Origin of the sequence: Buttiauxella sp. 3AFRM03, assembly GCF_003675305.1 — a bacterium.
GTDB classification, from domain to species: domain Bacteria; phylum Pseudomonadota; class Gammaproteobacteria; order Enterobacterales; family Enterobacteriaceae; genus Buttiauxella; species Buttiauxella ferragutiae.
Genome location: NZ_CP033076.1, coordinates 1,473,563 through 1,499,576, shown reverse-complemented (window position 1 = coordinate 1,499,576; position 26,014 = coordinate 1,473,563). Strand labels below are relative to the sequence as shown.

The window sequence follows — 26,014 nt, the reverse complement described above, 5'->3', positions numbered from 1 at the left end:
CCTCCCGTTGCCACCGGCCAAGCTGCCCGCCAGGGACGGCAAGCTGCAATGTCTGAAAGACCGCTTGGCCAAAGCCATGGAGCTTGACGCTGTGACCGGCAAACCCATGCCGGACTCCCCCTCGTTTAGCGAAAACCAATTTCTGGAGCCTAGTTGCAGCCGCGGGGACGCCTGTCCGGAGAGCGGCTACTGGAAAATCAGGTGCGCGGCCAATGGCCTTATTGTTAGAATCATTTCAAATTTATGAGTAAGCGTACAGCGAGAACCGTATGTACGAGGATAAGTTATTCAGCGCCAGCCATGGCAACAGTTCACCGATCCGGTTTACCGAGCAAACGTCCGCAGGCCTGGCATCAGCAAGAGCACGCGGTAGAAACGGCGGGCGACCCAGAACCAGGCTTTTATCATGGCAGACCCTGAACACGGTTATCCGGGTAGTGCGTGGATGGATTAATTACCATGGTATCTCAGATAACAAAAGACGTGTGGGGCAGTTCATCTACCAGAGCGGGCGGATCATCTACAGGTGGTTCAACCGTAAAGGTGGCCGACACCCAATGACATGGGAAAAGCTGGATCTGATCCTCAAAATGCTGGGATACCCATCGCGATGGAGAACTCAGTCAATGTTCAAGTCTCGCTGAATATGTGTGGGGACACTGATCTGTCGGGAGCCGGATGCGGTAGTTCCGCAAGTCCGGTTCTGAGGAGGGGCCCATCCGGGTAACCGGCGGGTCTACTCACCTCAAACCCCTCAATACGGTTATCGGCGTACGCTTACCTATATTCTATAACGATCAGAAACTGTACTTGATCCCTGCAATCGCAACTGTGTCGTTGTACCCCTTATCGCCGACCTGAACGCCGACATTACCCCACAGATTCAGATTGTTATTCAGCTGGCCCTCAACACCGGTTTTAATTTCCCCGATATCGCGTGCGCCACTCTGATAAACGCTCTCGCCATCCATGCAGGTGCCGAAGTCCTGAGTGTTATGGATCCAGTTAACTTCCACAAACGGCTGGAAGGTGCGGTTTTTACCGTCATCCACTTTGCTGTGACCTTTCAGGTACGTGCGCACACCCAGACGAGTCTGGATATTGTCGTCGCCTTCACCGTTGACGCGCGTGCCGTTACTTTCACGGTGGTCGTCTGCTTTAACACCCATCCAGATAGCCTGTGCCTGAGGCTGGATATACCACTCATTCAGCGAACCATGGCTACCCGTGTATTCACCCAGTTTGTGGGTGTAACCCAGCTCAACACATTCAGAGTACCGCCGTTAATATTCAACGTAGAACTCGCCGCACTGTTAAGCGCGACTATAGTCTGCGTTTTACCGTTCAGGTCAAATGTGGTCGTATCAGCTAGATTCAACTGACTTGTCCGGCCCAAGGCGTTATCTGATTCTGAGCGCAGAGTACCCACATTCACATTCGTTTCGCCACTATAGTCGTTGGCAGAGTTAGACAGTGACACTGCACCCGTACCGGCATCAATAGCCAAATTACCGGTACCGATGATCATAGCTGACATATCAGCTGCAGCAGCATTTGCATCGGTATCTTCAGCTAGCGTCAGAGTCTGACCCGTATGCAGATCCAGCGCTTTCAGCCCGTAGTTCACATAGAGGCCATCCCCCTTGGACCAGTTGTAATACGGTAGTCATAGGAGCCCACGGCCACTGTGTTACCGTTTTGGCTGATATCAATAAGGTGTGCAGCGGTAATGATATTACCGTTCTGGTCGGTCAGGGTGATGCCCCCCGCTACCATTTACGGCCCTCGCCATGACCAGTTGTACACCCACGTTGGCTTCATCTTGCATCAGAAGATAGGAGTATCCGGTGGGCTGGGTATAAATGGGATTGGCTGATTGATACGCACCGTACCGCTATGGCTGACATCTAGATTCCCAGCTGAGACCCGGCTGGTTGCCATTGTCTGATCCGGAGCCATTGCATTAAACTGCATTGAGCCACCATTAATCATCAGCCCACCAATGTTCTGATCTCCGTCGCCGACAATGGTCACGTTGCCATTGCTTATTTCCAGTGTACCGTGCGTCAGAGCTATTGTGTTGCTGCCCGACAGCATGAAGCTATTGCTTGTCAGCACCACTGTACCGGCGAAGTCAGCACCTGCACCACTTCCGAAAGAGAACGCCTGACCGCCAGTGGACGCATTAAGCGTTCCGGAACCCGTCAACGCGTTATCAAAGCTGAATGGACCTGTGGTGTGAACATTGGCAATACCGCCTGCGGCAATATCAACCCCGCCCGTGCCCAAGTTGGTATTACTGCTGGTAGACGTGTCCGCTACGGCCAGTGTGCCAGTGCCATGCCAGTCACCTATATATGAGGTATTCCCACCCGTGATTGTGGCTTGTGCCCCGCTTACTGTAGTAGTGCCTGTGCCAGCCAGCACATTATTGAAGGTACTGGCTGGCTGAGGCAAAGCCCAGCTCCAGGCCTGTAGATGCGCTACCACCTGTAGTATCGATGTTGACTGCCCCCAGCCCCCCCACCCACCTGAGTCAATTTCAGCACACCACCAGAAATCGTAGTGCCTCCGCTGTACGTATTGTCAGCCATCAGTACCAATAAACCTGCACCAGTAAGGTGAAGTGAGCCACTACTAAACATAACACCTTCCAGTGTTGCTGTACTACCTGTTGCCAGGTTGAATATACCTCCTCCGCCAAGCTTTATTTCACGGGCGCTAGTGAAGCTATTTCCTGTAATTGCCAGGATACTTTGGGTTGTGCTATTGCCCAATGTTAAGCCGAAACCGCTAGCCGCCCCTGGATTATCGTCAGTCATTACACTCAGTGTGCTGTTATTGAATACTGTGGTTCCACCGGTATAGGTGTTGATTCCACCAAGAATAATGACACCTCCGCCACTGATGTCTACGCGGCCACTACCCGAAATCTCAGAGTTAATCGTTGCTGTATTGCCAGTGGGGGCGTTTATTTCCATTGTGCTCGAAAAAGTAGTGAGTGTACTGCCAACGAGGGAATAATTATCAACCGTGAACAATAGATCCTGAACTGTGATTGGGCTAACTATTGTTATAGTCCCCGCACTTCCCCCAAACTGGGCACTATCCCCAGCAATGTTGTTCCAAGGTAAACTAAGTGTAGCGTTGAACCAGCTATTACTAATGATATCCCAACCCCCTGCCAGACTGTTTTTGACCTTGTACCGCATGCCACGGGAATACAGATAAATTGGAAGGAGGGTAGCGGGCACGAGGACAAACAGCATCGACCTGAAACTCACAGCGACGCTGATTTTATAGTTACAACATCTCTTTTTAAAGCGGCACTGTTCAGGGCCTTTGGCCCGGGCGGCGCGGCTTTTCAGTGGTGGGTTCGAAATCTGTCAGTGAGGTTGCCACGTTCGGGGCCCGGCGTTTACGACGGGAGCTATTTATGCCTCTTTCTGAGCGACGTGGCCATAAGGCCACTGTAAGCGAAGGCATGATCCCCACTGTTCACTGAATTTTCAGAGACAACAGGTTGTTTGCCTGATGATTCAAGGGCAAAGGAAAAAGAAAGGGGGGTAAGACTATTTTGCAGCTTTCATTTTATCTGCTTGCAGGTTTCTCCAGTTATTCGTTTGCGGATTTTTGTGGATAACAGAGATAACACATCATCCATGGTGCACGGGCAGTGATGCGTTGCGTACAAAAACGTGATGACAGTCTGGGGCGGTGGCTCAAAAGTATTGAGTCCCGGAGAGGCTTCCTGAAAGCCACAGTCGTGCTGGCGAATAAGCTGACCCGGATCATCTGGCGAGTTCTCACCGATTCAGTCGATTTCAATATGAATAGGGGTCTGAGTTGAGTAGACCTGCCGGTTACCCGGACAGGCCCCTCCTCAGACCCCTATGCAGGGAGAGCACTTATACCACGACGACAGATACTGTGCAGTGAAGAAAAAGAGCGCTTGCTGGTGTGAAGTTCGCACCGAAACAGCGGCTTCATAATGCGACCCCACCTGCCGTAGAATTGAAAGCGCTGGCGCTACACCAGAGTGGTGGTATGCAGTTGAACCAGTCGACTGACAGCGCGAAGTGATTACCAGATGAGAGCTGAGGGCGCTCTCAGAGCCAGCACCAACCGTCCGAGAGTGCGCTCTTATGGCAGATCTATCGGGGAGCAGGCCGTTGTCCAGTTAAGATTAATCGAAAATCCATCCTCTGCTTTATCAATGGTTACGTCATAACCAGCTGAAATGAATGAATGAACGAGTTCGTTGAGGTAGCGTTGGGCACCACCATTCACTGTGATCGGGTATTTTTCTTTGGAAAAGAAACAGGATACATAGCCCAACTTATGTGTCTGTGGGTTTCTTAGCTCCTTTACCAGTATACCTGCCATCATTCTTTTTTCATTTTCGGAACGTTGGGTAAGGTTGCGTTTGTTTTTTTCATACGAGTGCCTCAAGAAACGAGCGTTCGGTATAATCATCTAAATATTCATTCTTTCAGTAGTTTGTAGTGCGGGTTCATGATCTGGGTATATTGCTTTAATTTCCAATGCCGTACATGGCTAAAATATTCATCTCCAGTTAGATGCTACGCGATATGTGAAGTGGAATGGAACAGAAATACGCGTTAAAAAATAGCTTGTTGTTTATATTTAAATAACATTTTTCTTGATGCTCTGCCTTGAATTGATTTTTTCAAAAAATTTTGAACGCGCGATCCTATCCATCCTGTTTTGTTAAAAAAAAACTAGATACAAAAAGATATCCGTAAGGCATTGATTAAATAACACGACAAATTCACTCTCACGCAAGGGGTTGAGCAGGAAGCCAATAAAAAGGGTAAAAGCGTATCGGTTACTTCGGATGAAAAAAAATCAAATCTTCTTAAATTCAGGGCTGTGTTTATGGTCTTTGTCTTTAGCGGCATATTTCTATAGCTCCATATTATGGACTCTGGTATTTGCATCACTGACCTTTGTCTCATTCATTATTCATGTATTACACAAACGGGATTTTATAATGTTCAGGAAAGAAAAGCCGGTACCTCCAGCCACTGTCACTAATCAAACTGAAAAGGAGCCATCTGTTCAGGAGCAGCAAAAGAGCACTGTGATAGCCAGTGGAGTGCATTTCGAAGGAAATATTACCGCCAGCGGGCAGATTTACATTTATGGAGAGGTGTATGGGAACGTCGTTTCAAATGGCGGGCAGGTAAAAATTATGCGTAATGGACTGGTCAAGGGCAACATTGCCTGCGGTACGTTAGTCATTGACGGCACGCTCATTGGTGAATGTAAATCTGAATCTATTGATATACACGAGCACGGTAAAATTGATGGATCGCTGGCATACACTACGCTGTCGGTAAAAAATGGTGGTGTATTTGTTGGTAAAGCCGAAACTTTCACAAAGCCAGATTCGGAAATTAATGTAATAACCTTTGTGTCCGGTGAAATGATAACTCCCCTAGCAGATGACATCCCCTGTAACGCGACGGGAACAAACTGATTGTTACGGCGCTTAAAAGTCCTCGACTTCCACATATTCAGCATGCTCTGATGATCCACGGATCGCAGCATGGTGACTTCCGCCATTGAGGCTATATATCGATGAGGAAAGAGTGCAGCCAGCTAGATAGAGCTATTTATCAGTAAAATCAACCAGCCCAATTTTGAGTCAGGTATCAAGCCCCACGCGCGATGCTGTTGCTAAGTGGCTGTATTATGATTTGCTTCACCTACCTTGCGACTCATAAGCTGAATTAGCATGGAGCTGCCATTTTCTGACGAGTGCTGAGTGTGAAAATGACCGTAGCATGGAGTTTTGTGTTTGTTCGATGTAAGTCGTTGGCTGCATGATTAGTTATGCGGTTTCGGCCATTCCTGTGTTGCTGGCTTTACCCGAATTTTGAGCGAGAAGGGTTATCGCTTGTTGGTGGATAACCATATAGAGCCGTGGGGACAAACAGGCACTCGCCTGCTCAGCCCTGAAGGGTTGCTCAATAACCCCTAGGCTTCATGTGGTAAACAATGTCCGCTTCTGGCTGTGAGTCCAGCAACACACTGGTTAAAGCGCTCTACGGGGGGCTCAAAGTCTAGTGTTTTTCTCGGCCTCTTGTTAAGTTGCCTGGCAACACTATTTAATCGTTGCTGGCTGTGAACTGAAAGGTCTATCCCTTTTGGAAATTCTGGAGGCCAAACTGGCGAACTGCCAAAAGAGAGTATCCACCAGGGACACAGGCGTCTGCGAGTTTGCAGAGATAAGTGGCGGAACCCAGGAGATCCAGACGGTTCTCAACGGAATCTGAGTATTTCGGGTACAAGTGCCGAACACAAGGCCTGAAAGAAGACCTTCTGGAAGTCGGAGTCAGCCATAGTAGCGATGAAACGAGTAATGACCGTGGAGAGAAGGGCAGACAGATCGAGCGTAAGAGGGGAACAATGACCGTACTCAGCAACGACGGAATATCATGGTTAACGAGACTTGAGCGCATAGGCGAGAAATCGGCATGCAACAAACAGCAGAAATTCAATAATTTAGGATATTTGCTCAGTAGTGACATGCTCAAAGGGCAATTCCAGCGGCTGGACGGGAATAAAGCGGTTGTGACAAAGGCCGCTTACGGTGAACACCTTGATGAGAATATTAATAATCTCATCAAGCGGATACGCCGGGGGCATATCACCCTAAAGCCGCCAGAATCACGGAGATACCCAAAGAGGACGGTATAAACGGCCATTAGCTATCTCTTGCATAGAGGATAAGTTGGTTCAGCTTGCTGCCAGCGATATTCTCAGCAGGATCTACGAACCGCTATTTATACCTTGCTCATACGGTTTTCGTCCGGGATTAAACTGTCATATCGCGTTGAAGGCTTTGCAGCAGCAGACGTTCAGTAACTGGAACGGTGCTGTTGTAGAAATCGATATCCGCAAGTATTTCAATATGATCCCACACTGGGAGATGATGGAATTACTTCGGAAGAAGATAACAGATCGCCGCTTTCTAAGATTGATTGAGGTCTTGATAACGGTACCCGTCATATCAGGTAAACAACTATCCAGCAACGAACGAGGATGCCCACAAGGTTCAATCCTGTCGCCGATACTTGCCAATATATACCTTCACTATGCGATTGATGAATGGTTTGATGAAATCAGCCAGTCAGTGATCGATGGACGGGCGGAAATGGTGAGGTATGCCGATGACATGATCTTTACCTTCCAATATCCGAGTGAGGTAAAATGCTTTTACAAGGTGCTGCCTAAGCGACTGAATAAGTATGGTCTGGAGTTGCACAATGACAAATCGCAATTAATACCCGCGGGTCATGTTGCAGCAATGAAAGCCAGCCTGTCAGGAAAACGTCTACCGACGTTCAATTTTCTGGGGTTTACCGGTTACTGGGGGAAAACGCGGAAAGGATACTGGAGGCTGAAATTTACCAGTCGTAAAGACCGCTTCGCGGCCAAACTGAAAGGACTAAGGGATTTTCTCTGGAAGAACCTGAACACTAGCAGGCGGCAAACCCTGAATACCATCATCAGAGTAGTCAGAGGCTGGATAAATTACCACGGCATCTCTGATAATCATCGGTGTGTAGTCACCAGAGCAGACGGATAATTTACAGGTGGTTCAACCGTAAAGGAGGCCGACATCCGCTGACATGGGTAAAACTGGATCTGATCCTGAAAATGCTGGGTTATCAAGCTAACTGGAAAACCCGATCAATGTTCGCTTCACGCTAAATATGTGTGGGGACACGGGTCTGCCGGGAGCCGGATGTGGTAGTTCCGCACGTCCGGTTCTGAGGAGGGGCCTGCCCGGGTAACCGGCAGGCCTACTCAACTCCGCCCCCTCAGGGCACCACTTCAAGAACTATCAGAACTTCCATGAGACGCCGAGGTCAACCGTTAACGGCTCATCCACATGGTCACCGTGTGAATAACTGGTATGAGCATTCACCGCAAGCGTGTCCGTCACCTGCGCATTCACCCCGACCTGGTAGACCCCACGTGCACCACTTAAATCGTTGGTAAACGTGTCATCGTTAACCCGGACTTCATTATCATCAATAAACTCCTGGGCTACCGCCGCTCTGAAGTAAGGCTGAATTTGAGCGCCATTATATTCAAAGTGATGCCCCATCTGAACACCTGCTTCACCAATCACGGATTTCTGGTTGTCAACGCGGGCTTTCATACCATTCGACAGGGTGTAATCATTGCTGTCACTGGTAAAGGTACTTAATGCCACATACGGCGCAATATACGACTCACCAAAGTAGAAATATTTCCCCCCCTGCAGGTGCATACCAATACCGTTGGTATTGTAATCACCGTACGCCGCACTCCCGCTGGTCATCTGTGCATGCACGTCATTACCAAAACGGTTGGCTTTCAGAATGCTGTCAGCATAGAAACCATTGTTATGCAGATAGCTGGCATAAGCCCCGACGGAATAGGAGTCCACATCCCCGTTGCCCCCCCGGTCAAAATCCAGGTCCGAGCGACTGTATGAGGTGAATCCACCGAATGTTGCAATGGCATTGTCTAACGCAACAGACCTGTCCATCCCCAGCGTGAAGCCACTGACGGTCATGTCATAAGCGGCGCCTGCCGTGCTGCTGACACTGAAGTTGTTAAAGTTATAGTGCGCCCACAGATTCGTATCGTGTGATATCTCCGTGTAGCGTGAGGCTGAGCGCACCAGGTCCATACGGTCACGGACAACATCCATCTCCGCTTTAAATATCAGCGGGTCTGCGGTGGCCATGGCGAGCACGGCTGCGGTGCTTGGCGAGATGCTCATCTCAGACGGGGGAACCACAGGCTCTACCGGCGGGACTGTTGGTTCAACAGGCTCTACTGGCTCTGTTGGTTCAATCGGTGGTTCCACTGGCTCTACAGGCTCTGTTGGTACATACGGAGTGAGCGACCAGGTACCATTACCATTATCGACCAGGTGATACTGGTAGGTACCCACATCAACCACACCGCCGGTGTTGGCCAGGGTAAACGCTGCGTCGCCGCCCCCGGTACTGATCATTCTCAGGCTGGCATCGGAAGTCGGGCTGACGCCGGTATCGGCAACAACGACGCCATAATCCCCGTTTGCTTCACCGGTAACCGTCAGATGGTCACCCTGCAGGGTGGCGATTTCGGTGTTCATGTAAAATGTGCCGGAGCCGTCCAGGCTATCCACCGTCAGGTCAGCATAGCCGTCCTCAGTATCAAACTGAACACCTCCGCCGTTCATGGTCATGGCACCCATGCTGTACTGGGTGGCATTCACCGTCGTGGATGCGGTGACAGTGGGGGCATTGTCCAGATACAGCATACCGGTACCGGTTAATGTGAGGTCTGCATTTTCGGTATGCGCACCTTCGGAGACCTGTAATCGGCCACTGTCACTAACGACTACATTACCTGCCAGGGTGACATCCGAAGTTAAGCCAACGTCATGCGACCCTACAAGCATATCACCACCAACGGTGGCATTTGTCACAGTACCGGCCCAGATATAGGCACTACCGCCAGTGTTGACGGAGAGGTCCGAAGCTGCCGCTGTGGTAAACGAGCTGGAGCCCGTCATCCCCTGAGTATAAATACCCCCATTGACGGTAGTGCTATTTGCCGTACCGGCAATATTATGTGCCGAGCCGGCGTTTACTATTGTCCCGTTGGTCTCGCCTCCGGCGACGATATACTGAATTCCGCCATCAAGCGTGGTGTCATTTGCAACACCAAGGTAGACATCAGTGATTACACCGCTGGTGTCGTAGAGGGTCTGACTGGCTACATACTGTTCACCACCAGTGTAAACGGTGGTCAAACTGGCAAAGCCGCCGGAGACGTTTTGTCTTCCGTAAAGCTCGGTTGAGACTGCGCTGCCACCGCCACGGATATTTTGAGTCCCGCCACTCTCAATGCTGGCCAGGAGGGCTGTACCACCGGTATTGACTTCCTGAATCCCACTGCTGTGAACGGTCGTCTGCTCGGCAACACCATAGTAGGTACTGATCACGTTACCGGTTTCGGGGTCTGTGATGACCTCCAGGGTGACTGTCTGACCCCCCCCAGTGTAAACGGTGGTCAAACTGGCAGAGCCGCCGGAGATGTTTTGTCTTCCGTAAAGCTCGGTCGAGACTGCGCTGCCACCGCCGAGAATGGTCTGAGTCCCGCCATTCTCAATGCTGGCCTGGAGGGCTGTACCACCGGTATTGACACGCTGGCTCCCACCGCTGTGAACGGTGGTCAGCTCGGCAATACCATAGTAGGTACTCACACTTTCATCACCGTCTTCGTCTTTGATGATTTGCAGGCCGACGTGCTGACGCCCACCACTGGTGACGTCGGTCAAATAGGCCGAACCGCCACTGACGTTTTGAGTACCGCCAGAGTGCACCCTGGTTGAGTTTGCAATTCCTCCACCATCGACGTTCTGCGTCCCCCCCCCTCTATCCTGGTTGAGGTTACTATGCCGGAACTATAGACGTTCTGACGCCCAGTACTCATAATGGTGGTATCAGATGCGGTACCAGATGAGCGGACGTTCTGCAGCCCACCACTCATAATGGTAGTATTGACTGCATGGGCTCCAGACCCACCGACGTACTGATATCCACCGTCAATTACAGTGTCTTGCGCAGTACCGCCGGCTTGTACTCCCATGGTTCCGCCAGAGGAAACTGTGCTCGAAGTGGCGGTGCCATTTGAGGCGACATTCTGGACCCCTCCAGACAGAACCCAGGTTGAGGTTACCTCGCCGAAATTAGAGACGACCTGTGCACCACCACTTGAAATGGTGGTGGAGGTTGCTCTGCCTCCCTTGTCGCGGACAGCCTGATCCCCACCATTCATAATGGTGGTATTGTTTGCTGAAGCAGCGTTGCTGGCGTCGGCAGCGTTGACGAACTGATACCCACCGTCAATGATGGTTCCCTCCGCTAACCCGCCGTCCAGCACCCCCATGGTTCCGCCAGTGTGAACGGTGTTATCAATTGAGCTGCCGCCAGCCAGGACATATTGACGACCACCCGTCAGAAGCTGGGACGAAATGGCTACACCGCCGGAGACATATTGAAATCCACCAGAGATAGCGGAAGTCCCGGATGCAATCCCCCCTGCGAGGACAGTCTGGTACCCTCCCAGATGAAGAGCCATTACTGGATTGCCATCATCATCCACTTCTGGCAGTCCCGTTGCAGGGTCAATCGGTTGATAATAACCCTGAGAGCCACCTGTAAGTATCGTATCCTGCGCGTACCCTCCAGCGTGGATGGTCTGGGACCCTCCCGGGTTAACAGTGGTACCCATCGCACTGCCATCCGCATAGACGTTTTGATTCCCTCCATAACCCACCCAATCACTTGGGGTTGTATGAGTGTACCCACCTTCAACCACGGCACCAGTCGTCATACCGCCGCTGAGGTTTTGTGTCCCGCCAGTACTGACAACCGTGTTGTTCGCCAGGCCACCGGTGTAGACGTCCTGAGTTCCCCCGTCATGAAGAATGGTATCATTCGTGGTGCCGCCAGCGCTGACATTTTGAAGTCCAGCAGAACTGACCGCGGTCGCATTTGCGGTGCCACCGTCATTCACGTTCTGCACATTACCTGACGTCAGCACCTCACCAGTCACGACCACGCCGTTATCCACTTCACCGGTATACGCCTGTAGGACAGGAGGAACCACCGCAATAGCCAGAATAGCCAGCTTGCCGGTCAGGGCCGCACGACGGACACCGGTTCTGCCGGCACTTTTACAGTGTTCGGCAACAGGCACCCAGGCCTCCCTGACCTGGTCCCAGACAAGACGATAAATATGGTTTAATCCACTCATTTTCTTTCCTTTACGTGTCGGGTTATGTGCACGGGAGCGGTATCCGCTGATGCCCTGTCGCCGGTGTTATTGAAACGGAGATGAGTCTGTTGCAGGCGACGGATATGCCCAATCACCTGCTGACCTGTTATCGCGCGGCTGCATTCGTACTGCCGCTCGGTCCCCTTGTGACGGGGACACCACAGAAAATCCTTGTGGTCAAAATCAATACGCACGTCATCCCAGCAGCCGTTGCAGACATGCGGGCTGAAGACGCGGTAAGGGGTGCTGAATTCACAGTTCGGCAGCGTAAAACCACTGATTAAGACCACCGGGATACGGCAGGCCCAGGCCAGCCAGCTCAGACCGCTGGATAAGCCGATGAAAAAGTCGGCGTGCTGCAGCAGGGCCACCCGCTCTGACAGCGGAATATCCCCGGTAAAATCTTCTGCACCATGGGGGATATGGTTCCAGACAAAGCCCTGGCCCACGGTCGCTTTCTGGTCGATACACAGCACGCGATACCCCTGTGCTTTGAGGTAGTCCACCACCTCATTCCATCCGGTGCCGTTATTCCAGAATTTCGCCTGGCAGGAGGCTTTGGTGGCGATACAGACATAGGGCTCCGGGATGGTGCGCGGGGCATTCAGTGCCAGCACCGGCTGTATTTCTGTAGGGTCAGTGCCCAGAATATGGCCGGCGGTGCGGTGCAGGCCCACCATGCGGAAATCAATCGGCTGGTTGTTCAGGTTTCCCTGGAAGTACAACCCCACCCGGTAACTGGCGTAAGGCTGGCGTCCGGTATAGTTCGCCGGTTCGGTAAACCGGATGTCCGGATAACTGGCCGCAAAGAGGTCGATAATTAACGGCCCCATCGTGCATTCCAGCTGGCACTGATGCTGTTCGCGGAAACGCTCGGCATAGGGAACCCAGCCGATAAGGTCGCCTAAAGTCCCCACAGGGAACGAGACCAGCACGTCCTGCCCGGTCAAATCCAGGGTGTGGTCAAGAACCGGCTCCTTTTCCCCGCGGCGGAACACCCTGATACTGAAGCGGACAAAGAATTTCTTGGCGCTGGTCACCCAGCCTTCATCGGAATCGCAGGAGAAGAGAATATTGTCTGAATCGGCATCCCAGATCTGGACATGCCATTGCCCCTGAGGAAGCCACACGCGGGCGCCGTCATTGAAATCATAACGAATACCCAGCGGACCCGTCTGTGTGGGGAACTCTGGCGGCAGAATGAACGGAACGCTCTCCTGCGGCGCAGAAGCTGCAGAGGCAGAGGCAACAGAATGTAAAGAGGTGGAGTTATTTGACATAAATTATCTGAGTAATATGCGATATGAATATTAAACATTATGGTTTATGATTGATAATCAACCAGAAAAATGTTTATTTTTGAGTTGCGCTTATGCTGGGAACATCCTGAAATTTTGATAACCACATAATTTTTATGCCACTGTTACAAATAGCTGATGATGCCAGGCTGAGCGCTATGGTAGGATTATCCTCTGTATCCTCTGTATCCTCTGAATTGCTCGCTGGTACTGCGCCAGTCTCCTGGCTTTTGCTCATGGATTTTTGATGGGATACATGTAAAGGTCAACTACTCTGTCGACGATATAGATTACACCATTGCGTTTTATCTCTCACCCCGTCGCAATAGCAAAGCCGCATATCATTTTGTGGGAAAGTTCCTTAATAATACAAAGCGCAGGCAAGCCCCCAGCAGATAAACCCACCATAAGCGTCGGACACCGACAGATTAAGTACAGGAACAATGTGATTGAATACGCTCATAGAAACTAAAGGGGATAATTAATGCCACGCAGGGAGTAAAATTGATATTATAAAAAACAGATATGCCGTAGCATTACGGTAACATATAACGTGTTGTCATTAATAAACCTGCGCTCAGATAACCCTATATGGCCAGACAGAGTTAAATAATACTATCAATGCATTAGCCAAACTGGACAGCATGCATTATTAGCATCAGGGCCGGAGTGTAAAAAACATAAAATCAACATTAATTAACAGGCAGGATGCATTGAATGTGCTGCTGTCGCAGAGAGATTACTGATGCGGCACTGTTATTAAATAAAAACGCATGAACATCATTTAAAAATAAACATTTTTTTTACTGCTAATTATTTTGAGTAAGTGATAATGCGCGTCGTTCAGGTATCTTAACTTTTCTGTCATTTCGGCGGTCGGGTGAGATATATTCATTTCGCATATTACTCAGATAATTTATGTCAAATAACTCCACCTCTTTACATTCTGTTGCCTCTGCAGCGGCTGCGCCGCAGGAGAGCGTTCCGTTCCTCCTGCCACCAGAGTTCCCCACACAGACGGGTCCGCTGGGTATTCGTTATGATTTCAATGACGGTGCCCGCGTCTGGCTTCCTCAGGGGCAATGGCATGTCCAGATACGCGATGCCGACTCAGACAATATCCTCTTCGCCTGCGATTCCGATGAAGGCTGGGTGACCAGCGCCAAGAAATTCTTTGTCCGCTTCAGTATCAGGGTGTTCCGCCGCGGGGAAAAGGAGCCGGTTCTTGACCACACCCTGGATTTGACCGGGCAGGACGTGCTGGTCTCGTTCCCTGTGGGGACTTTAGGCGACCTTATCGGCTGGGTTCCCTATGCCGAGCGTTTCCGCGAACAGCATCAGTGCCAGCTGGAATGCACGATGGGGCCGTTAATTATCGACCTCTTTGCGGCCAGTTATCCGGACATCCGGTTTACCGAACCGGCGAACTATACCGGACGCCAGCCTTACGCCAGTTACCGGGTGGGGTTGTACTTCCAGGGAAACCTGAACAACCAGCCGATTGATTTCCGCATGGTGGGCCTGCACCGCACCGCCGGCCATATTCTGGGCACTGACCCTACAGAAATACAGCCGGTGCTGGCACTGAATGCCCCGCGCACCATCCCGGAGCCCTATGTCTGTATCGCCACCAAAGCCTCCTGCCAGGCGAAATTCTGGAATAACGGCACCGGATGGAATGAGGTGGTGGACTACCTCAAAGCACAGGGGTATCGCGTGCTGTGTATCGACCAGAAAGCGACCGTGGGCCAGGGCTTTGTCTGGAACCATATCCCCCATGGTGCAGAAGATTTTACCGGGGATATTCCGCTGTCAGAGCGGGTGGCCCTGCTGCAGCACGCCGACTTTTTCATCGGCTTATCCAGCGGTCTGAGCTGGCTGGCCTGGGCCTGCCGTATCCCGGTGGTCTTAATCAGTGGTTTTACGCTGCCGAACTGTGAATTCAGCACCCCTTACCGCGTCTTCAGCCCGCATGTCTGCAACGGCTGCTGGGATGACGTGCGTATTGATTTTGACCACAAGGATTTTCTGTGGTGTCCCCGTCACAAGGGGACCGAGCGGCAGTACGAATGCAGCCGCGCGATAACGGGTCAGCAGGTGATTGGGCATCTCCGTCGCCTGCAACAGACTCATCTCCGTTTCAATAACACCGGCGACAGGGCATCAGCGGACACCGCTCCCGTGCACGCCACCCGACACGTAAAGGAAATCAAATGTACAGCGGTTTAAACCATATCTATCGTCTTGTCTGGGATAATGTCAAAGAGGCCTGGGTGCCTGTTGCCGAACACTGTAAAAGTGCCGGCAGAACCGGTGTCCGTCGTGCGGCCCTGACCGGCAAGCTGGCTATTCTGGCTATTGCGGTGGTTCCTCCTGTCCTACAGGCGTATACCGGCCCTGCCCTCCATGTGTTTACCGGAGACGTGGGTACCGGCGTGGTCACAACTGGCGATGTGCTGATGTTTGGTGACGTGCAGAACGTGCATGACGGTGGCATAACAAATGCGGCCGAAGTCAGTTCTGGTGGACGTCAAGATGTCAACGCTGGCGGCACCACGTATGATACCATTCTTCATGACGGGGGAACTCAGGACGTCTACATCGGTGGCCTGGCGACCAGCACGATTGTCAATACTGGCGGGACACAAAACCTCAACGGCGGTACGACGACAGGTACCGTGGTTGAAGGTGGGTATGTTCATAGAAACGACTGGGATTATGACACTTACTCAGGGAATCAAAACGTCTCTGCGGGTGGCAGTGCGATGGGTACCACTGTTAACCCGGGAGGGTTCCAGACCATCCACGCTGGAGGGTATGCGCAGGATACGATACTTACAGGTGGCTCTCAGGGTTATTATCAACCGATGGACCCTGCTACGGGACTGCCAGAAGTGGATGATAATGGCAATCCCGTAATGGCTCTTCATCCTGGAGGGATCCAGACTGTCTACACAGACGGGGTTGCATCCGGGACTTCCGCTATCTCTGGTGGATTTCAAAATATCTCCGGCGGCATAGCCATTTCGTCCCAGATTCTAACTGGTGGAAAGCAATATGTCAGCTTTGGCGGCAGCTCAATTGATACCACCGTTCACCTTGGCGGAACCATGGGGGTGCTGGACGGCGGATTAGCGGAGGGAACCATCATTGACGGTGGGTATCAGTTCGTCAACGCTGCCGACGCCAGCAACGCTGCTTCAGCAAACAATACCACCATTATGAATGGTGGGGATCAGGCTGTCCGCGAAAAGGGAGGCAGAGCAACCTCCACCACCATTTCAAGTGGTGGTGGACAGCACGTCTCTAATTTCGGCGAGGTAACCTCAACCTGGGTTCTGTCTGGAGGGGTCCAGAATGTCGGCTTAAATGGCACCGCACATGAAACCTACGTCGACAGTAGGGGAGACCAGAACGTCAATGGCGGAGGGAAAGCCAACATAACCGTGGTTTCCCTTGGTGGTCGTCAGGACGTGAATGGCGGCTCAGCCAGTTTGACCACCGTTCAGGATGGGGGGGTTCAGACAGTCACCCAGCAGGTCATCACAGACCCCGAAACCGGTAACGTGATCAGTACCTACTATGGTGTTGCCGAGCAGACGACCGTTCACAGCAAGGGGACTCAGGAAGTCAATACCGGTGGTACAGCCCTCCTGGCCAGCATTGAGAGTGGCGGGACTCAAAATATCCGTGGCGGTGGCAGCGCAGTCTCAACCGAGCTTTACGGAAGACAAAACGTCTCCGGCGGCTTTGCCAGTTTGACCACCGTTTACACTGGTGGTGAACAGTATGTAGCCAGTCAGACCCTCTACGACACCAGCGGTGTAATCACTGATGTCTACCTTGGTGTTGCAAATGACACCACGCTTGATGGCGGAATTCAGTATATCGTCGCCGGAGGCGAGACCAACGGGACAATAGTAAACGCCGGCTCGGCACATAATATTGCCGGTACGGCAAATAGCACTACCGTCAGTGGGGGTATTTATACTCAGGGGATGACGGGCTCCAGCTCGTTTACCACAGCGGCAGCTTCGGACCTCTCCGTCAACACTGGCGGTAGTGCCTATATCTGGGCCGGTACTGTGACAAATGCCACCGTTGGTGGTGATATGCTTGTAGGGTCGCATGACGTTGGCTTAACTTCGGATGTCACCCTGGCAGGTAATGTAGTCGTTAGTGACAGTGGCCGATTACAGGTCTCCGAAGGTGCGCATACCGAAAATGCAGACCTCACATTAACCGGTACCGGTATGCTGTATCTGGACAATGCCCCCACTGTCACCGCATCCACGACGGTGAATGCCACCCAGTACAGCATGGGTGCCATGACCATGAACGGCGGAGGTGTTCAGTTTGATACTGAGGACGGCTATGCTGACCTGACGGTGGATAGCCTGGACGGCTCCGGCACATTTTACATGAACACCGAAATCGCCACCCTGCAGGGTGACCATCTGACGGTTACCGGTGAAGCAAACGGGGATTATGGCGTCGTTGTTGCCGATACCGGCGTCAGCCCGACTTCCGATGCCAGCCTGGAAATGATCAGTACCGGGGGCGGCGACGCAGAATTTACCCTGGCCAACACCGGTGGAGTGGTCGATTTGGGTACCTACCAGTATCAACTGGTGGATAACGGCAATGACACCTGGTCGCTCACTCCGTATGTACCAACAGAGCCTGTAGAGCCAGTTGAACCACCGGTTGTGCCAGTGGAGCCACCGATTGAGCCTGTAGAGCCGCCGGTTGAGCCAACAGAGCCAGTTGAACCGACAGAGCCAGTTGAGCCTGTTGAACCAACAGTCCCACCGGTAGAGCCTGTGGTTCCCCCGTCTGAGATGACCATAACGCCAAGCACCGCAGCCGTGCTCGCCATGGCCACCGCAGACCCGCTGATATTTAAAGCGGAGATGGATGTTGTCCGTGACCGTATGGACCTGGTGCGCTCAGCTTCACGCTACACGGAGATATCGCACGATACGAATCTGTGGGCACACTACAACTTCAACAACTTCGGTGTCAGCAGCACGGCAGGCGCCGCTTATGACATGACCGTCAGTGGCTTCACGCTGGGGATGGACAGGTCTGTTGCGTTAGACAATGCCATTGCTACATTCGGTGGATTCACCTCATACAGCCGCTCGGACCTGGATTTTGACCGCGGGGGCAACGGGGATGTGGACTCCTATTCCGTCGGGGCTTATGCCAGCTACCTGCATAACAATGGTTTCTATGCTGACAGCATTCTGAAAGCCAACCGTTTTGGTAATGACGTGCATGCACAGATGACCAGCGGGAGTGCGGCGTACGGTGATTACAATACCAACGGTATTGGTATGCACCTGCAGGGCGGGAAATATTTCTACTTTGGTGAGTCGTATATTGCCCCGTATGTGGCATTAAGTACGTTTACCAGTGACAGCAATGATTACACCCTGTCGAATGGTATGAAAGCACGCGTTGACAACCAGAAATCCATGATTGGTGAAGCCGGTGTTCAGATGGGGCATCACTTTGAATATAATGGCGCTCAAATTCAGCCTTACTTCAGAGCGGCGGTGGCCCAGGAGTTTGTTGATGATAATGAAGTCCGGGTTAACGATGACACGTTTACCAACGATTTAAGTGGTGCACGTGGGGTCTACCAGGTCGGGGTGAATGCGCAGGTGACGGACACGCTTTCGGTGAATGCTCACACCAGTTATTCACACGGTGACCATGTGGATGAGCCGTTAACGGTTAACCTCGGCGTCTCGTGGAAGTTCTGATGCGCTAGCCATGACGGTCAGTCAGGAGCGACTGACTGACCCGGCCGCGGTGTAAAAGCCCGGAAATGACCTGCATTTCCGGGCTTTTTACGTGAACTGCTCAGGTTTTTGGTCCGGAGTCCTATTTCAGCACTATCGTAACCACTTGACCTGACTATTAGTCAGGTCAGTTATTTAAGCTTTGTAAAAGACATACGTCACAAATTGTTTTCCGATAACCTAACGATGTGTTAATTGTATTTATTGGTTGCAATCTAAATGTTACGTAACATATACATACAACCATGTTATTTAAAATAAATAAGCATCAGGAATACATAATGGTTAGACTCTTTCTGCAACTAATATTACTGTCCTTCATGTCTATGTATATCATTCTGATTTTATCTTTTATTTATTTCACATGGAGTCAATAGTGAGAGCTTTAAAGCAACGTGTAATACTTATGAGTGCAGATCCGGTATCACTGCGTGGCCTACAAATGATGGTTGTCGAATCGACACTTCCAGTACTGGTTGCCGATAAGGCACTGCGATAGTGCCACCCTGTGTTCTCTGATACAAACGGGCAATGATGATGTGGATTGGAGATACAGAAGAAGCTCTGCAGGACATGATGTTAGCCAGGCTATGTGTATAAAAATTCGCCCTGATATCCGATGGGCTGTGTTCCTGTCTCCGAATATGTTTATGAAGTGGCGAATGGTGACAGAGCTAATGCCCCAAATTTTGTTGGATAAAAGCGAGCAAGCCTGCTTGACCGGCCTGCAATACGCACTTGGTGTGGAGACATTCTGCAGCCCTTAGTTACGGGCAGCCATGAATGAATCTCTTACTCTAAAAGCTGAATGGAGGAAACGAGATCTAGCTCGGAGGTTAAACGATAATGTTTCTCTGCACACTGGTGGCTAACTCGGCAAGAGATGTGGCTGTCCCAGTCGATAAACTCAAATGCCCCTTCACTTGGTAATAAAAAGAATGGGTGAACGATGTTATTCAGTATCCAGGAAGAGTAAGAAACTAATTCCCAAGTAAAGATCGAAGTTTTATAGTTTGCCACTAGAGGGCTTTTGAGGTCGAAAAACGTCAAGGTTAGCCAACCAAAAAACTCTATAGATCAGACGAAAAGAGTCCTGGCTCAAAAAAACATTCGAAAAATTATTGACATATTTTTATATTTTACGAAAATATCACTTGTTATATAATTTCAAATGCATGTTGTGATTATAAGTCGCAGTCTAATAAATAAAATAACCCAACACCCATTTATTACATTAATGTAACACCCACCATGAACAAAATTGTTTGATGGCAATTTCCCATGAATATCCTAGACTATAATTTTTGGAGAATCTGGCTATGGCAGAAATATCTCGATCGAAGAGTAATATTGACAAAAATAAAGTGAGGCGTATGGAGTTTGAAACGATGATGGAATCCACTCTTTCAATTTTTCAACATAAAATGCATGAATTAACTCGATTGATAGAAAATTGGACCAGTGATACTGACATATGTATTACAACTTCTGATACATACCTAACTATTAACCTGCCATTTATAAATAGTTACCCCCTCCCCTCCATTACCTTTGAATATGCAGGAAGGATAGCAAAAATAGTTCCTAAATATATTTTTATCGCAGGAGGCGCTAAAGGAGTCATCCATTTCACCTACAACCCCCCCTCTCTGAAATCGTTTACAATTTTTATGGAAGTACCACATCGAGAGAATGACGGATGGATTATATGCAGAGAAGGTGAGACTTCAATTGATGGGAGGGTGTTAACTGAGAAAGAATTTTTCCGTGCCCTTCAGAATTAATTTGAGACGTTGTTTCCCCTTACGACGAAAATTCAGTTTCAACAGGCAGTAAATCCGGTGTACACGCTTATGATTCCAGGCATTGCCCTGCCAGCGAATAACCTGAAACAGCTTCTTAAAACCGTATCGCGGATAGCGTTCTGCCAGTTCAGTCAGCGCCTGGATCACCGGTTCATCGCGCCGGAGATCAGGCTGGTAAAAATACACAGTCCTGCACGCCTGCCGGATGCTCATGGAAAATTGTGTCGTCAGATAGCTGACGAGCTCCCGCTTTATCGCTGGTTTTAAAGCTTTTTTTCGATAACATCTTTTAAGGCCCGACATTCTAGGCTGAGATCGGCAAACATCTGTTTGAGACGACGATTTTCGTCCTCAAGATCTTTCATCTTTTTGATATCAGAGGCTTCCACCCCGCCGTACTTTGCTTTCCAGTTATAGTACGAAGCCGCAGATATTCCCGCTTCGCGGCAGACATCTTTGACGGTCCGGCCTGCTTCGACGGACTTCAGTACGGTGATGATCTGGTGCTCAGTAAATCGGGCTTTGCGCATGGTGATCTCCTCAAAGGACATATTCAGTATGTGATCTCCTCCCTGAAAACAGTGCCAGTCTAAACTGAAGTATCCGGTCTTTCTTTCATCTCACAGAGAGGCACATCGCCATGAAAAAGGCTCGCTATACCGAGGAACAGATCGCTTTTGCGCTGAAACAGGCAGAAACCAGCACCCGCGTCGGGGAAGTCTGCAGAAAAATGGGGATTTCTGAGGCCACTTTTTACAACTGGAAGAAGAAATTTACCGGTCTGGGCGTGACTGAATTACGGCGTCTGCGGCAACTGGAAGATGAAAATCCGCGGCTCAAGAAACTGGTCGCTGATCTGAGCCTGGATAAGGAGATGCTGCAGGAGGTTCTGAAGCAAAAGTTCTGAGGCCGACTCAGAAGCGCCAGGAGGTGTGTTTTTTGCGGGAGGCTTACCGTATCAGCGTCCGGCGGGGATGTGGATTGTTGATGCAGAGCAGAACCGTTTACCACTGGCAGAGTCGGCGTGATGATCGGGCGATAACCCTGCGCATCAGGGAAATTGCGGAAACCCGGATACGTTACGGCTGTCCACGCATTCATATCCACCTGCGACGGGAAGGCTAGCGGGTTAACCACAAGAAAACACACCGGATTTACTGCCTGGAAGGTCTGAACCTGCGCAGGAAACGTCCCCGCAGCACATCGTCAGCAGCGTTCGGTACTGACCTATATCGATCAGTGCTGGAGTATGGATTTTGTGTCGGATAGTCTGTTTAACTGTAGGCGATTCCGGGCACTGACTGTAGCGGATAATTTTAGTCGGGAATGCCTTGCGATCCATGCCGGAAAGTCTCTGAAAGGTGAGGATGTGGTCAGCTCAGGGTACTGGGTAAACGTCTGCTAGTGCGTATTCAGACGGATAATGGCCGCGAATTTATCTCGAAAAGTCTGCATAAATGGGCGTATGAACATGGGGTGACAATAGACTTCTCTCGCCCCAGAAAACCGACAGATAACCCGTTTATTGAATCATTTAACGGCAGCCTGCGCGACGAATGTCTGAACATCCACTGGTTCCTGTCTCTGGACGATGCGCGGGAAAAACTGGAATGCTGGCGAATGGAATATAATCATGAAAGAACACATTTATCATTAAATAACCTGACTCCGGCTGAATTTATCCCGAGTCTCAGGAAAGACGAAGATCTCTAGTTTTGTGCTGAACTGATTTTGGGCCAGGGTCATATGTCGGGAGATCTCTAAAAGTGAATGGCACGGATTAGAGGGATACTTACACCAGTACCTCGCAGTCTTTCATATTGTAGAGTATATAAACTGGGCGATAAAGCTCTTTACCTACGTCCCTGTTAAAATCTTGCAGCGATACTTGGGCGTCCACACCAAGTGATATTTGCAACGCCAGAATACATGTGCTGAACTTCTATAGCTGCTCACTCATGTCAGTGATTTCCTTCTTACTTGTGGTGAGTAAGAGCTGGAATTTTCTGGCATGGGCTATAGCCTCACAGTGTAGTGGCACACTGAATTTGGCCACCTGAATAGAGGTGATATCATCACCTCATAGTCAAAACAGGTGACATTATGACCGGACGTAACAGACGCAATTTTAGCCCCGAGTTTCGCCTCGAAGCTGCCCAGCTTGTACTCGATCAGCACTACACCGTTGCCGTCGCTGCCACTGCGATGAATGTCGGCAAATCCACGATGGACAAATGGGTTCGACAACTGAAAGAAGAGCGAGCGGGAAAATCACCCATAGCTTCACCCATGACACCTGAGCAGATTGAGATACGTGAGTTGAAGAAAAGACTTCAACGCGTTGAAATGGAAAGGAATATATTAAAAAAGGCTACCGCGCTCTTGATGTCAGACTCCCTGAACAATTCTCATTAGTTGAGAAACTCAGGGCGCGGTTTCCTGTTGCCGTTGTGTGCAACGTGTTTGGGGTTCATCGCAGCAGTTATAAATACTGGCGGCAGCCCAGGAAGCCTGACGCCACGAGAGTGGCATTACTGAGCCTTGTGCGCGAAGTTTATCGCGAAAGTAACGGCTCAGCAGGAGCGCGAAGCATTGCCGCGATGGTCACCACCAAAGGTATAAAGCTGAGCCGCTGGCGGGCAACAAAGCTGATGAAAGCACTCAATATTATCAGCTGTCAGCAACCTGGCCATCGTTATAAGATGGCGTCTAAGGAACACATTGAGATCCCTAATTATCTGGATCGCCAGTTTGCTGTTACCGAGCCTAATCAGGCCTGGTGCGGTGATGTGACTTATATCTGGACGGGAAAACGCTGGGCTTATCTGGCTGTTGTACTCGATTTGTTTTCCCGTAAACCGGTTGGCTGGGCGATGTCATTTTTCCCTGATTCAGCACTGACAGGTAAAGCCCTGTCGATGGCCAGGGAAGCACGGGGAAAACCGGCTAATTTACTGTATCACTCGGATCAAGGAAGTCACTATACCAGCAGGAATTTCAGACAGTTACTGTGGAGATATCAGATAAAGCAAAGCCTGAGTCGCCGGGGAAATTGCTGGGATAATAGTCCAATGGAACGGTTCTTCAGAAGCCTGAAAACAGAGTGGGTTCCGGATAATGGGTACGCTAATTTTAGCGAAGCCAGCACAGCGATAACGAATTACATCATGGGATATTACAGCCAGCTCAGACCTCATCAATATAATGGAGGTCTGACGCCGAATGAATCAGAACGATTGTTCTGGAAAAACTCTAAAGCCGTGGCCAGTTTTTGTTGACCACTACACAGGGACAATCACCACCTCCCGAGGAGGTGGTTTAAAGCAGACAATAAAAAAACGAACTCAAACACTAATAAGAATTGATATACGAACAATTACAATACCGGAATTGAGCCAAAACTATTTTCTTCTTGTTCTCCATCGAGGGAAAAAAGATACAGATTGTAAAATGGAACAAGAACCCACCATCCCTTACGATTTATATCGTGCAAACGTCGGATTGCAACACCAAGAAATGGTAAGAACAAAGAAACTTCCCATATTGTTCGAAGTAAACCATTCCATGCCAAAAAAAAGTCAATCGTAGATAATATCACCCCACCCAGAAAATACACCAAGAAGAAAATCCAAAATTCTTTCCGGGATGCTCGCCCTGAAAATAAGCAATATTTTTTAACTGTTCCAATGAAAATATTCATTTACCTGTCTACATATAAAATAAAAAATGTAATATATTATATATACACATAACCCCTCTCATTTAATGTTGTTTATTTTTGAATAAAAATGTTCTTTAAATGCGGGGCGTCCATATATGGCATAGTGAATTTGGCCACCTGAATAGAGGTGATATTCTCACCTCAACATAAAACAGGTGACTTAATGAACAAGCAAACTAAGCGTACTTTCACCCCTGAGTTCAGGCTGGAATGTGCACAACTGATTGTTGATAAGGGCTACTCATATCGACAAGCCAGTGAAGCGATGAATGTCGGTTCTACCACGCTTGAGAGCTGGGTATGTCAGCTCAGGCGAGAGCGTCAGGGTATTACGCCCTCAGCAACCCCCATTACTGCAGAGCAGCAACGTATCCGCGAGCTGGAAAAGCAGGTTCGCCGCCTGGAGGAACAGAATACGATATTAAAAAAGGCTACCGCGCTCTTGATGTCCGACTCACTGAACGGTTCACGATAGTTGCCAGATTGAGTGACAGCCACACGGTTGTCAGCCTTTGCTCTGCTCTGGGAATACACCGTAGCAGTTACCGGTACTGGCGAAAACGACGCGATACTGTCAATCCGGCGCGAGTCAGGTTGTACAGCGAAATACGCCAGGCATGGAACCAGAGCCGGGGCTCTGCAGGTGCACGCACTCTGGCTGAAATGCTGACCCAAAACGGCATCCCGATGAGCCGTTACCGTGCCGGGCGTCTGATGAAATATCTGAACCTGAGCAGTTGTCAGCCCGGAAAACATCAATACAAAAATGCCCGTCAGGCGTATACATGCCTGCCGAATTTGCTCGAGCGTCAGTTCGCGGTACCGGAGCCAGACCGGGTATGGTGTGGAGATATTACGTATATCTGGGCAGGAAATCGCTGGTGCTATCTGGCGGTCGTCATGGATCTTTTTGCCCGCAGAATTATCGGTTGGAGTCTGTCAGCGAATGCCGATACAGCGTTGGTAACTAGTGCCCTGCGGATGGCCTATGAGATGCGTGGCCAATCTCGGGAGGTCATGTTCCATATCGATCAAGGAAGCCAGTATACCGGCCTTAAATATCAACAACTTCTCTGGCGTTATAGAATAAATCAAAGCGTCAGTCGGCGGGGAAATTGCTGGGATAATAGCCCTATGGAACGTTTCTTCCGCAGTCTGAAAACAGAATGGGTGCCGACAGATGGCTACGCAGGCAAGGACGAGGCCCGGCAGCAAATTAATGGTTACATATTGAACTACTACAATAGCGTCAGAGAACATATACCATTTTTACGGTAAAACCGTGGCCAATATTACTTGACCATATATGGACGCCCCGGGTGATGCAAGTACTGGTTCGATACGGTTTGTGACCATATATCCGGCGTCGTTCGTAGGTTTAATAACCCGCGCCATGATGTTATCCGAGCCCTGTTTCCTAATCACTACACTGGTATTTGATTACCCGGGTCAACTTCAGGCTGTTACAGGGACGGTAGCCGTTTTCTCATCAGTGCCTGCAAACTCAGAGAGACATGTTTT

General features: G+C 50.1%; 14 protein-coding genes and 9 pseudogenes. 12 read left to right on the top strand and 11 right to left on the bottom strand.

Annotation, left to right across the window (positions count from 1 at the left end; all coding sequences use genetic code 11):
- The first annotated feature begins 7 nt into the window (after window positions 1-7).
- Together D8682_RS27440 and D8682_RS08575 are read left to right on the top strand one after the other, a co-directional pair.
- A complete protein-coding gene (locus D8682_RS27440; protein ID WP_370090833.1) occupies window positions 8-247 on the top strand; it encodes a hypothetical protein in 240 nt (79 codons plus the stop codon).
- A gap of 163 nt (window positions 248-410) precedes the next feature.
- Window positions 411-644 (top strand): annotated as a pseudogene (locus D8682_RS08575) (group II intron reverse transcriptase/maturase); the annotation flags it as partial.
- A gap of 153 nt (window positions 645-797) precedes the next feature.
- On the opposite strand, the pseudogene D8682_RS27435 reads toward D8682_RS08575, so the two are convergent.
- The 4 genes and pseudogenes from D8682_RS27435 to D8682_RS08555 all read right to left on the bottom strand — a co-directional run.
- Window positions 798-1,262, bottom strand: a pseudogene (locus D8682_RS27435) (autotransporter outer membrane beta-barrel domain-containing protein); the annotation flags it as partial.
- On the bottom strand, window positions 1,208-1,528 hold the full coding sequence (locus D8682_RS27430) for a hypothetical protein (protein ID WP_370090866.1): 321 nt from the start codon (window positions 1,526-1,528) through the stop codon (window positions 1,208-1,210). The gene D8682_RS27430 and the pseudogene D8682_RS27435, both read right to left, overlap by 55 nt.
- 299 nt (window positions 1,529-1,827) lie before the next feature.
- Window positions 1,828-2,457 (bottom strand): hypothetical protein, encoded by a 630-nt coding sequence (locus tag D8682_RS08560; RefSeq protein WP_121814050.1) that lies wholly within the window; start codon window positions 2,455-2,457, stop codon window positions 1,828-1,830.
- A gap of 26 nt (window positions 2,458-2,483) precedes the next feature.
- Window positions 2,484-3,269, bottom strand: coding sequence for an autotransporter-associated beta strand repeat-containing protein (locus D8682_RS08555; protein ID WP_121814049.1), 786 nt, complete (start codon window positions 3,267-3,269; stop codon window positions 2,484-2,486).
- A gap of 386 nt (window positions 3,270-3,655) precedes the next feature.
- On the opposite strand from D8682_RS08555, the pseudogene D8682_RS27145 reads away from it, so the two are divergent.
- Window positions 3,656-3,850, top strand: a pseudogene (locus tag D8682_RS27145) (IS110 family transposase); the annotation flags it as partial.
- Window positions 3,851-4,143: 293 nt separating this feature from the next.
- Here the strand turns inward: D8682_RS27145 and D8682_RS08550 are convergent.
- Window positions 4,144-4,476: a hypothetical protein gene (locus D8682_RS08550; RefSeq protein WP_121814048.1), complete on the bottom strand. Its 333-nt coding sequence runs from the start codon at window positions 4,474-4,476 to the stop codon at window positions 4,144-4,146.
- Window positions 4,477-5,014: 538 nt separating this feature from the next.
- On the opposite strand from D8682_RS08550, the gene D8682_RS08545 reads away from it, so the two are divergent.
- The 3 genes and pseudogenes from D8682_RS08545 (at window position 5,015) to D8682_RS08535 (ending at window position 7,743) form a co-directional block, all read left to right on the top strand.
- A complete protein-coding gene (locus D8682_RS08545) occupies window positions 5,015-5,503 on the top strand; it encodes a polymer-forming cytoskeletal protein (RefSeq protein ID WP_162303003.1) in 489 nt (162 codons plus the stop codon).
- A 405-nt stretch (window positions 5,504-5,908) separates the two neighbouring features.
- Window positions 5,909-6,007: pseudogene (locus D8682_RS27140) on the top strand (glyoxalase); the annotation flags it as partial.
- A gap of 428 nt (window positions 6,008-6,435) precedes the next feature.
- Window positions 6,436-7,743, top strand: a pseudogene (locus tag D8682_RS08535) (reverse transcriptase domain-containing protein).
- Between the two features lie 133 nt (window positions 7,744-7,876).
- Here D8682_RS08535 and D8682_RS08530 read toward each other — a convergent pair.
- From D8682_RS08530 to D8682_RS08520, 3 genes are read right to left on the bottom strand one after another with little or no spacing between them, the layout of a single operon-like run.
- A complete protein-coding gene (locus D8682_RS08530) occupies window positions 7,877-10,420 on the bottom strand; it encodes an autotransporter outer membrane beta-barrel domain-containing protein (RefSeq protein WP_370090865.1) in 2,544 nt (847 codons plus the stop codon).
- The gene (locus D8682_RS08525) at window positions 10,354-11,838 is read right to left on the bottom strand and encodes an AIDA repeat-containing protein (RefSeq protein WP_121814045.1); all 1,485 of its coding nucleotides are present in this window, start codon (window positions 11,836-11,838) and stop codon (window positions 10,354-10,356) included. Before D8682_RS08525 ends, D8682_RS08530 begins: the two co-directional genes overlap by 67 nt.
- Window positions 11,835-13,139 carry an autotransporter strand-loop-strand O-heptosyltransferase gene (locus D8682_RS08520; protein ID WP_121814044.1) on the bottom strand — a complete coding sequence of 435 codons (1,305 nt, stop codon included), beginning with the start codon at window positions 13,137-13,139 and terminating at the stop codon, window positions 11,835-11,837. Before D8682_RS08520 ends, D8682_RS08525 begins: the two co-directional genes overlap by 4 nt.
- Window positions 13,140-14,075: 936 nt before the next feature.
- Between D8682_RS08520 and D8682_RS08515 the strand changes: the two genes are divergently transcribed.
- The 3 genes from D8682_RS08515 to D8682_RS26730 all read left to right on the top strand — a co-directional run bounded on the left by D8682_RS08515 (window position 14,076) and on the right by D8682_RS26730 (window position 20,751).
- Window positions 14,076-15,386, top strand: coding sequence for an autotransporter strand-loop-strand O-heptosyltransferase (locus D8682_RS08515; protein ID WP_121814043.1), 1,311 nt, complete (start codon window positions 14,076-14,078; stop codon window positions 15,384-15,386).
- Window positions 15,371-18,928, top strand: a complete 3,558-nt coding sequence (locus D8682_RS08510; RefSeq protein ID WP_121814042.1) for an autotransporter outer membrane beta-barrel domain-containing protein — start codon at window positions 15,371-15,373, stop codon at window positions 18,926-18,928. Before D8682_RS08515 ends, D8682_RS08510 begins: the two co-directional genes overlap by 16 nt.
- A 1,358-nt stretch (window positions 18,929-20,286) precedes the next feature.
- Window positions 20,287-20,751, top strand: a complete 465-nt coding sequence (locus tag D8682_RS26730) for a hypothetical protein (RefSeq protein ID WP_162303001.1) — start codon at window positions 20,287-20,289, stop codon at window positions 20,749-20,751.
- Between the two features lie 3 nt (window positions 20,752-20,754).
- Here the strand turns inward: D8682_RS26730 and D8682_RS08505 are convergent.
- Window positions 20,755-21,302, bottom strand: a pseudogene (locus tag D8682_RS08505) (transposase); the annotation flags it as partial.
- Window positions 21,303-21,412: 110 nt separating this feature from the next.
- On the opposite strand from D8682_RS08505, the pseudogene D8682_RS08500 reads away from it, so the two are divergent.
- Window positions 21,413-22,485: pseudogene (locus D8682_RS08500) on the top strand (IS3 family transposase).
- Window positions 22,486-22,570: 85 nt separating this feature from the next.
- Here D8682_RS08500 and D8682_RS08495 read toward each other — a convergent pair.
- Window positions 22,571-22,728 (bottom strand): annotated as a pseudogene (locus D8682_RS08495) (transposase); the annotation flags it as partial.
- A 147-nt stretch (window positions 22,729-22,875) separates the two neighbouring features.
- Between D8682_RS08495 and D8682_RS08490 the strand changes: the two are divergent.
- A protein-coding gene (locus D8682_RS08490) for an IS3 family transposase (protein ID WP_121814041.1) occupies window positions 22,876-24,050 on the top strand; the annotation gives its coding sequence in 2 pieces (ribosomal slippage) (window positions 22,876-23,134 and window positions 23,134-24,050; 1,176 coding nt in all).
- 98 nt (window positions 24,051-24,148) lie between these two features.
- On the opposite strand, the gene D8682_RS08485 is transcribed toward D8682_RS08490, so the two are convergent.
- Entirely contained in the window at window positions 24,149-24,472 is a 324-nt protein-coding gene (locus tag D8682_RS08485; protein WP_121814040.1) for a DUF805 domain-containing protein, read from the bottom strand.
- A gap of 148 nt (window positions 24,473-24,620) precedes the next feature.
- Between D8682_RS08485 and D8682_RS08480 the strand changes: the two are divergent.
- Window positions 24,621-25,793, top strand: a pseudogene (locus tag D8682_RS08480) (IS3 family transposase).
- The last annotated feature ends 221 nt before the right edge of the window (window positions 25,794-26,014 follow it).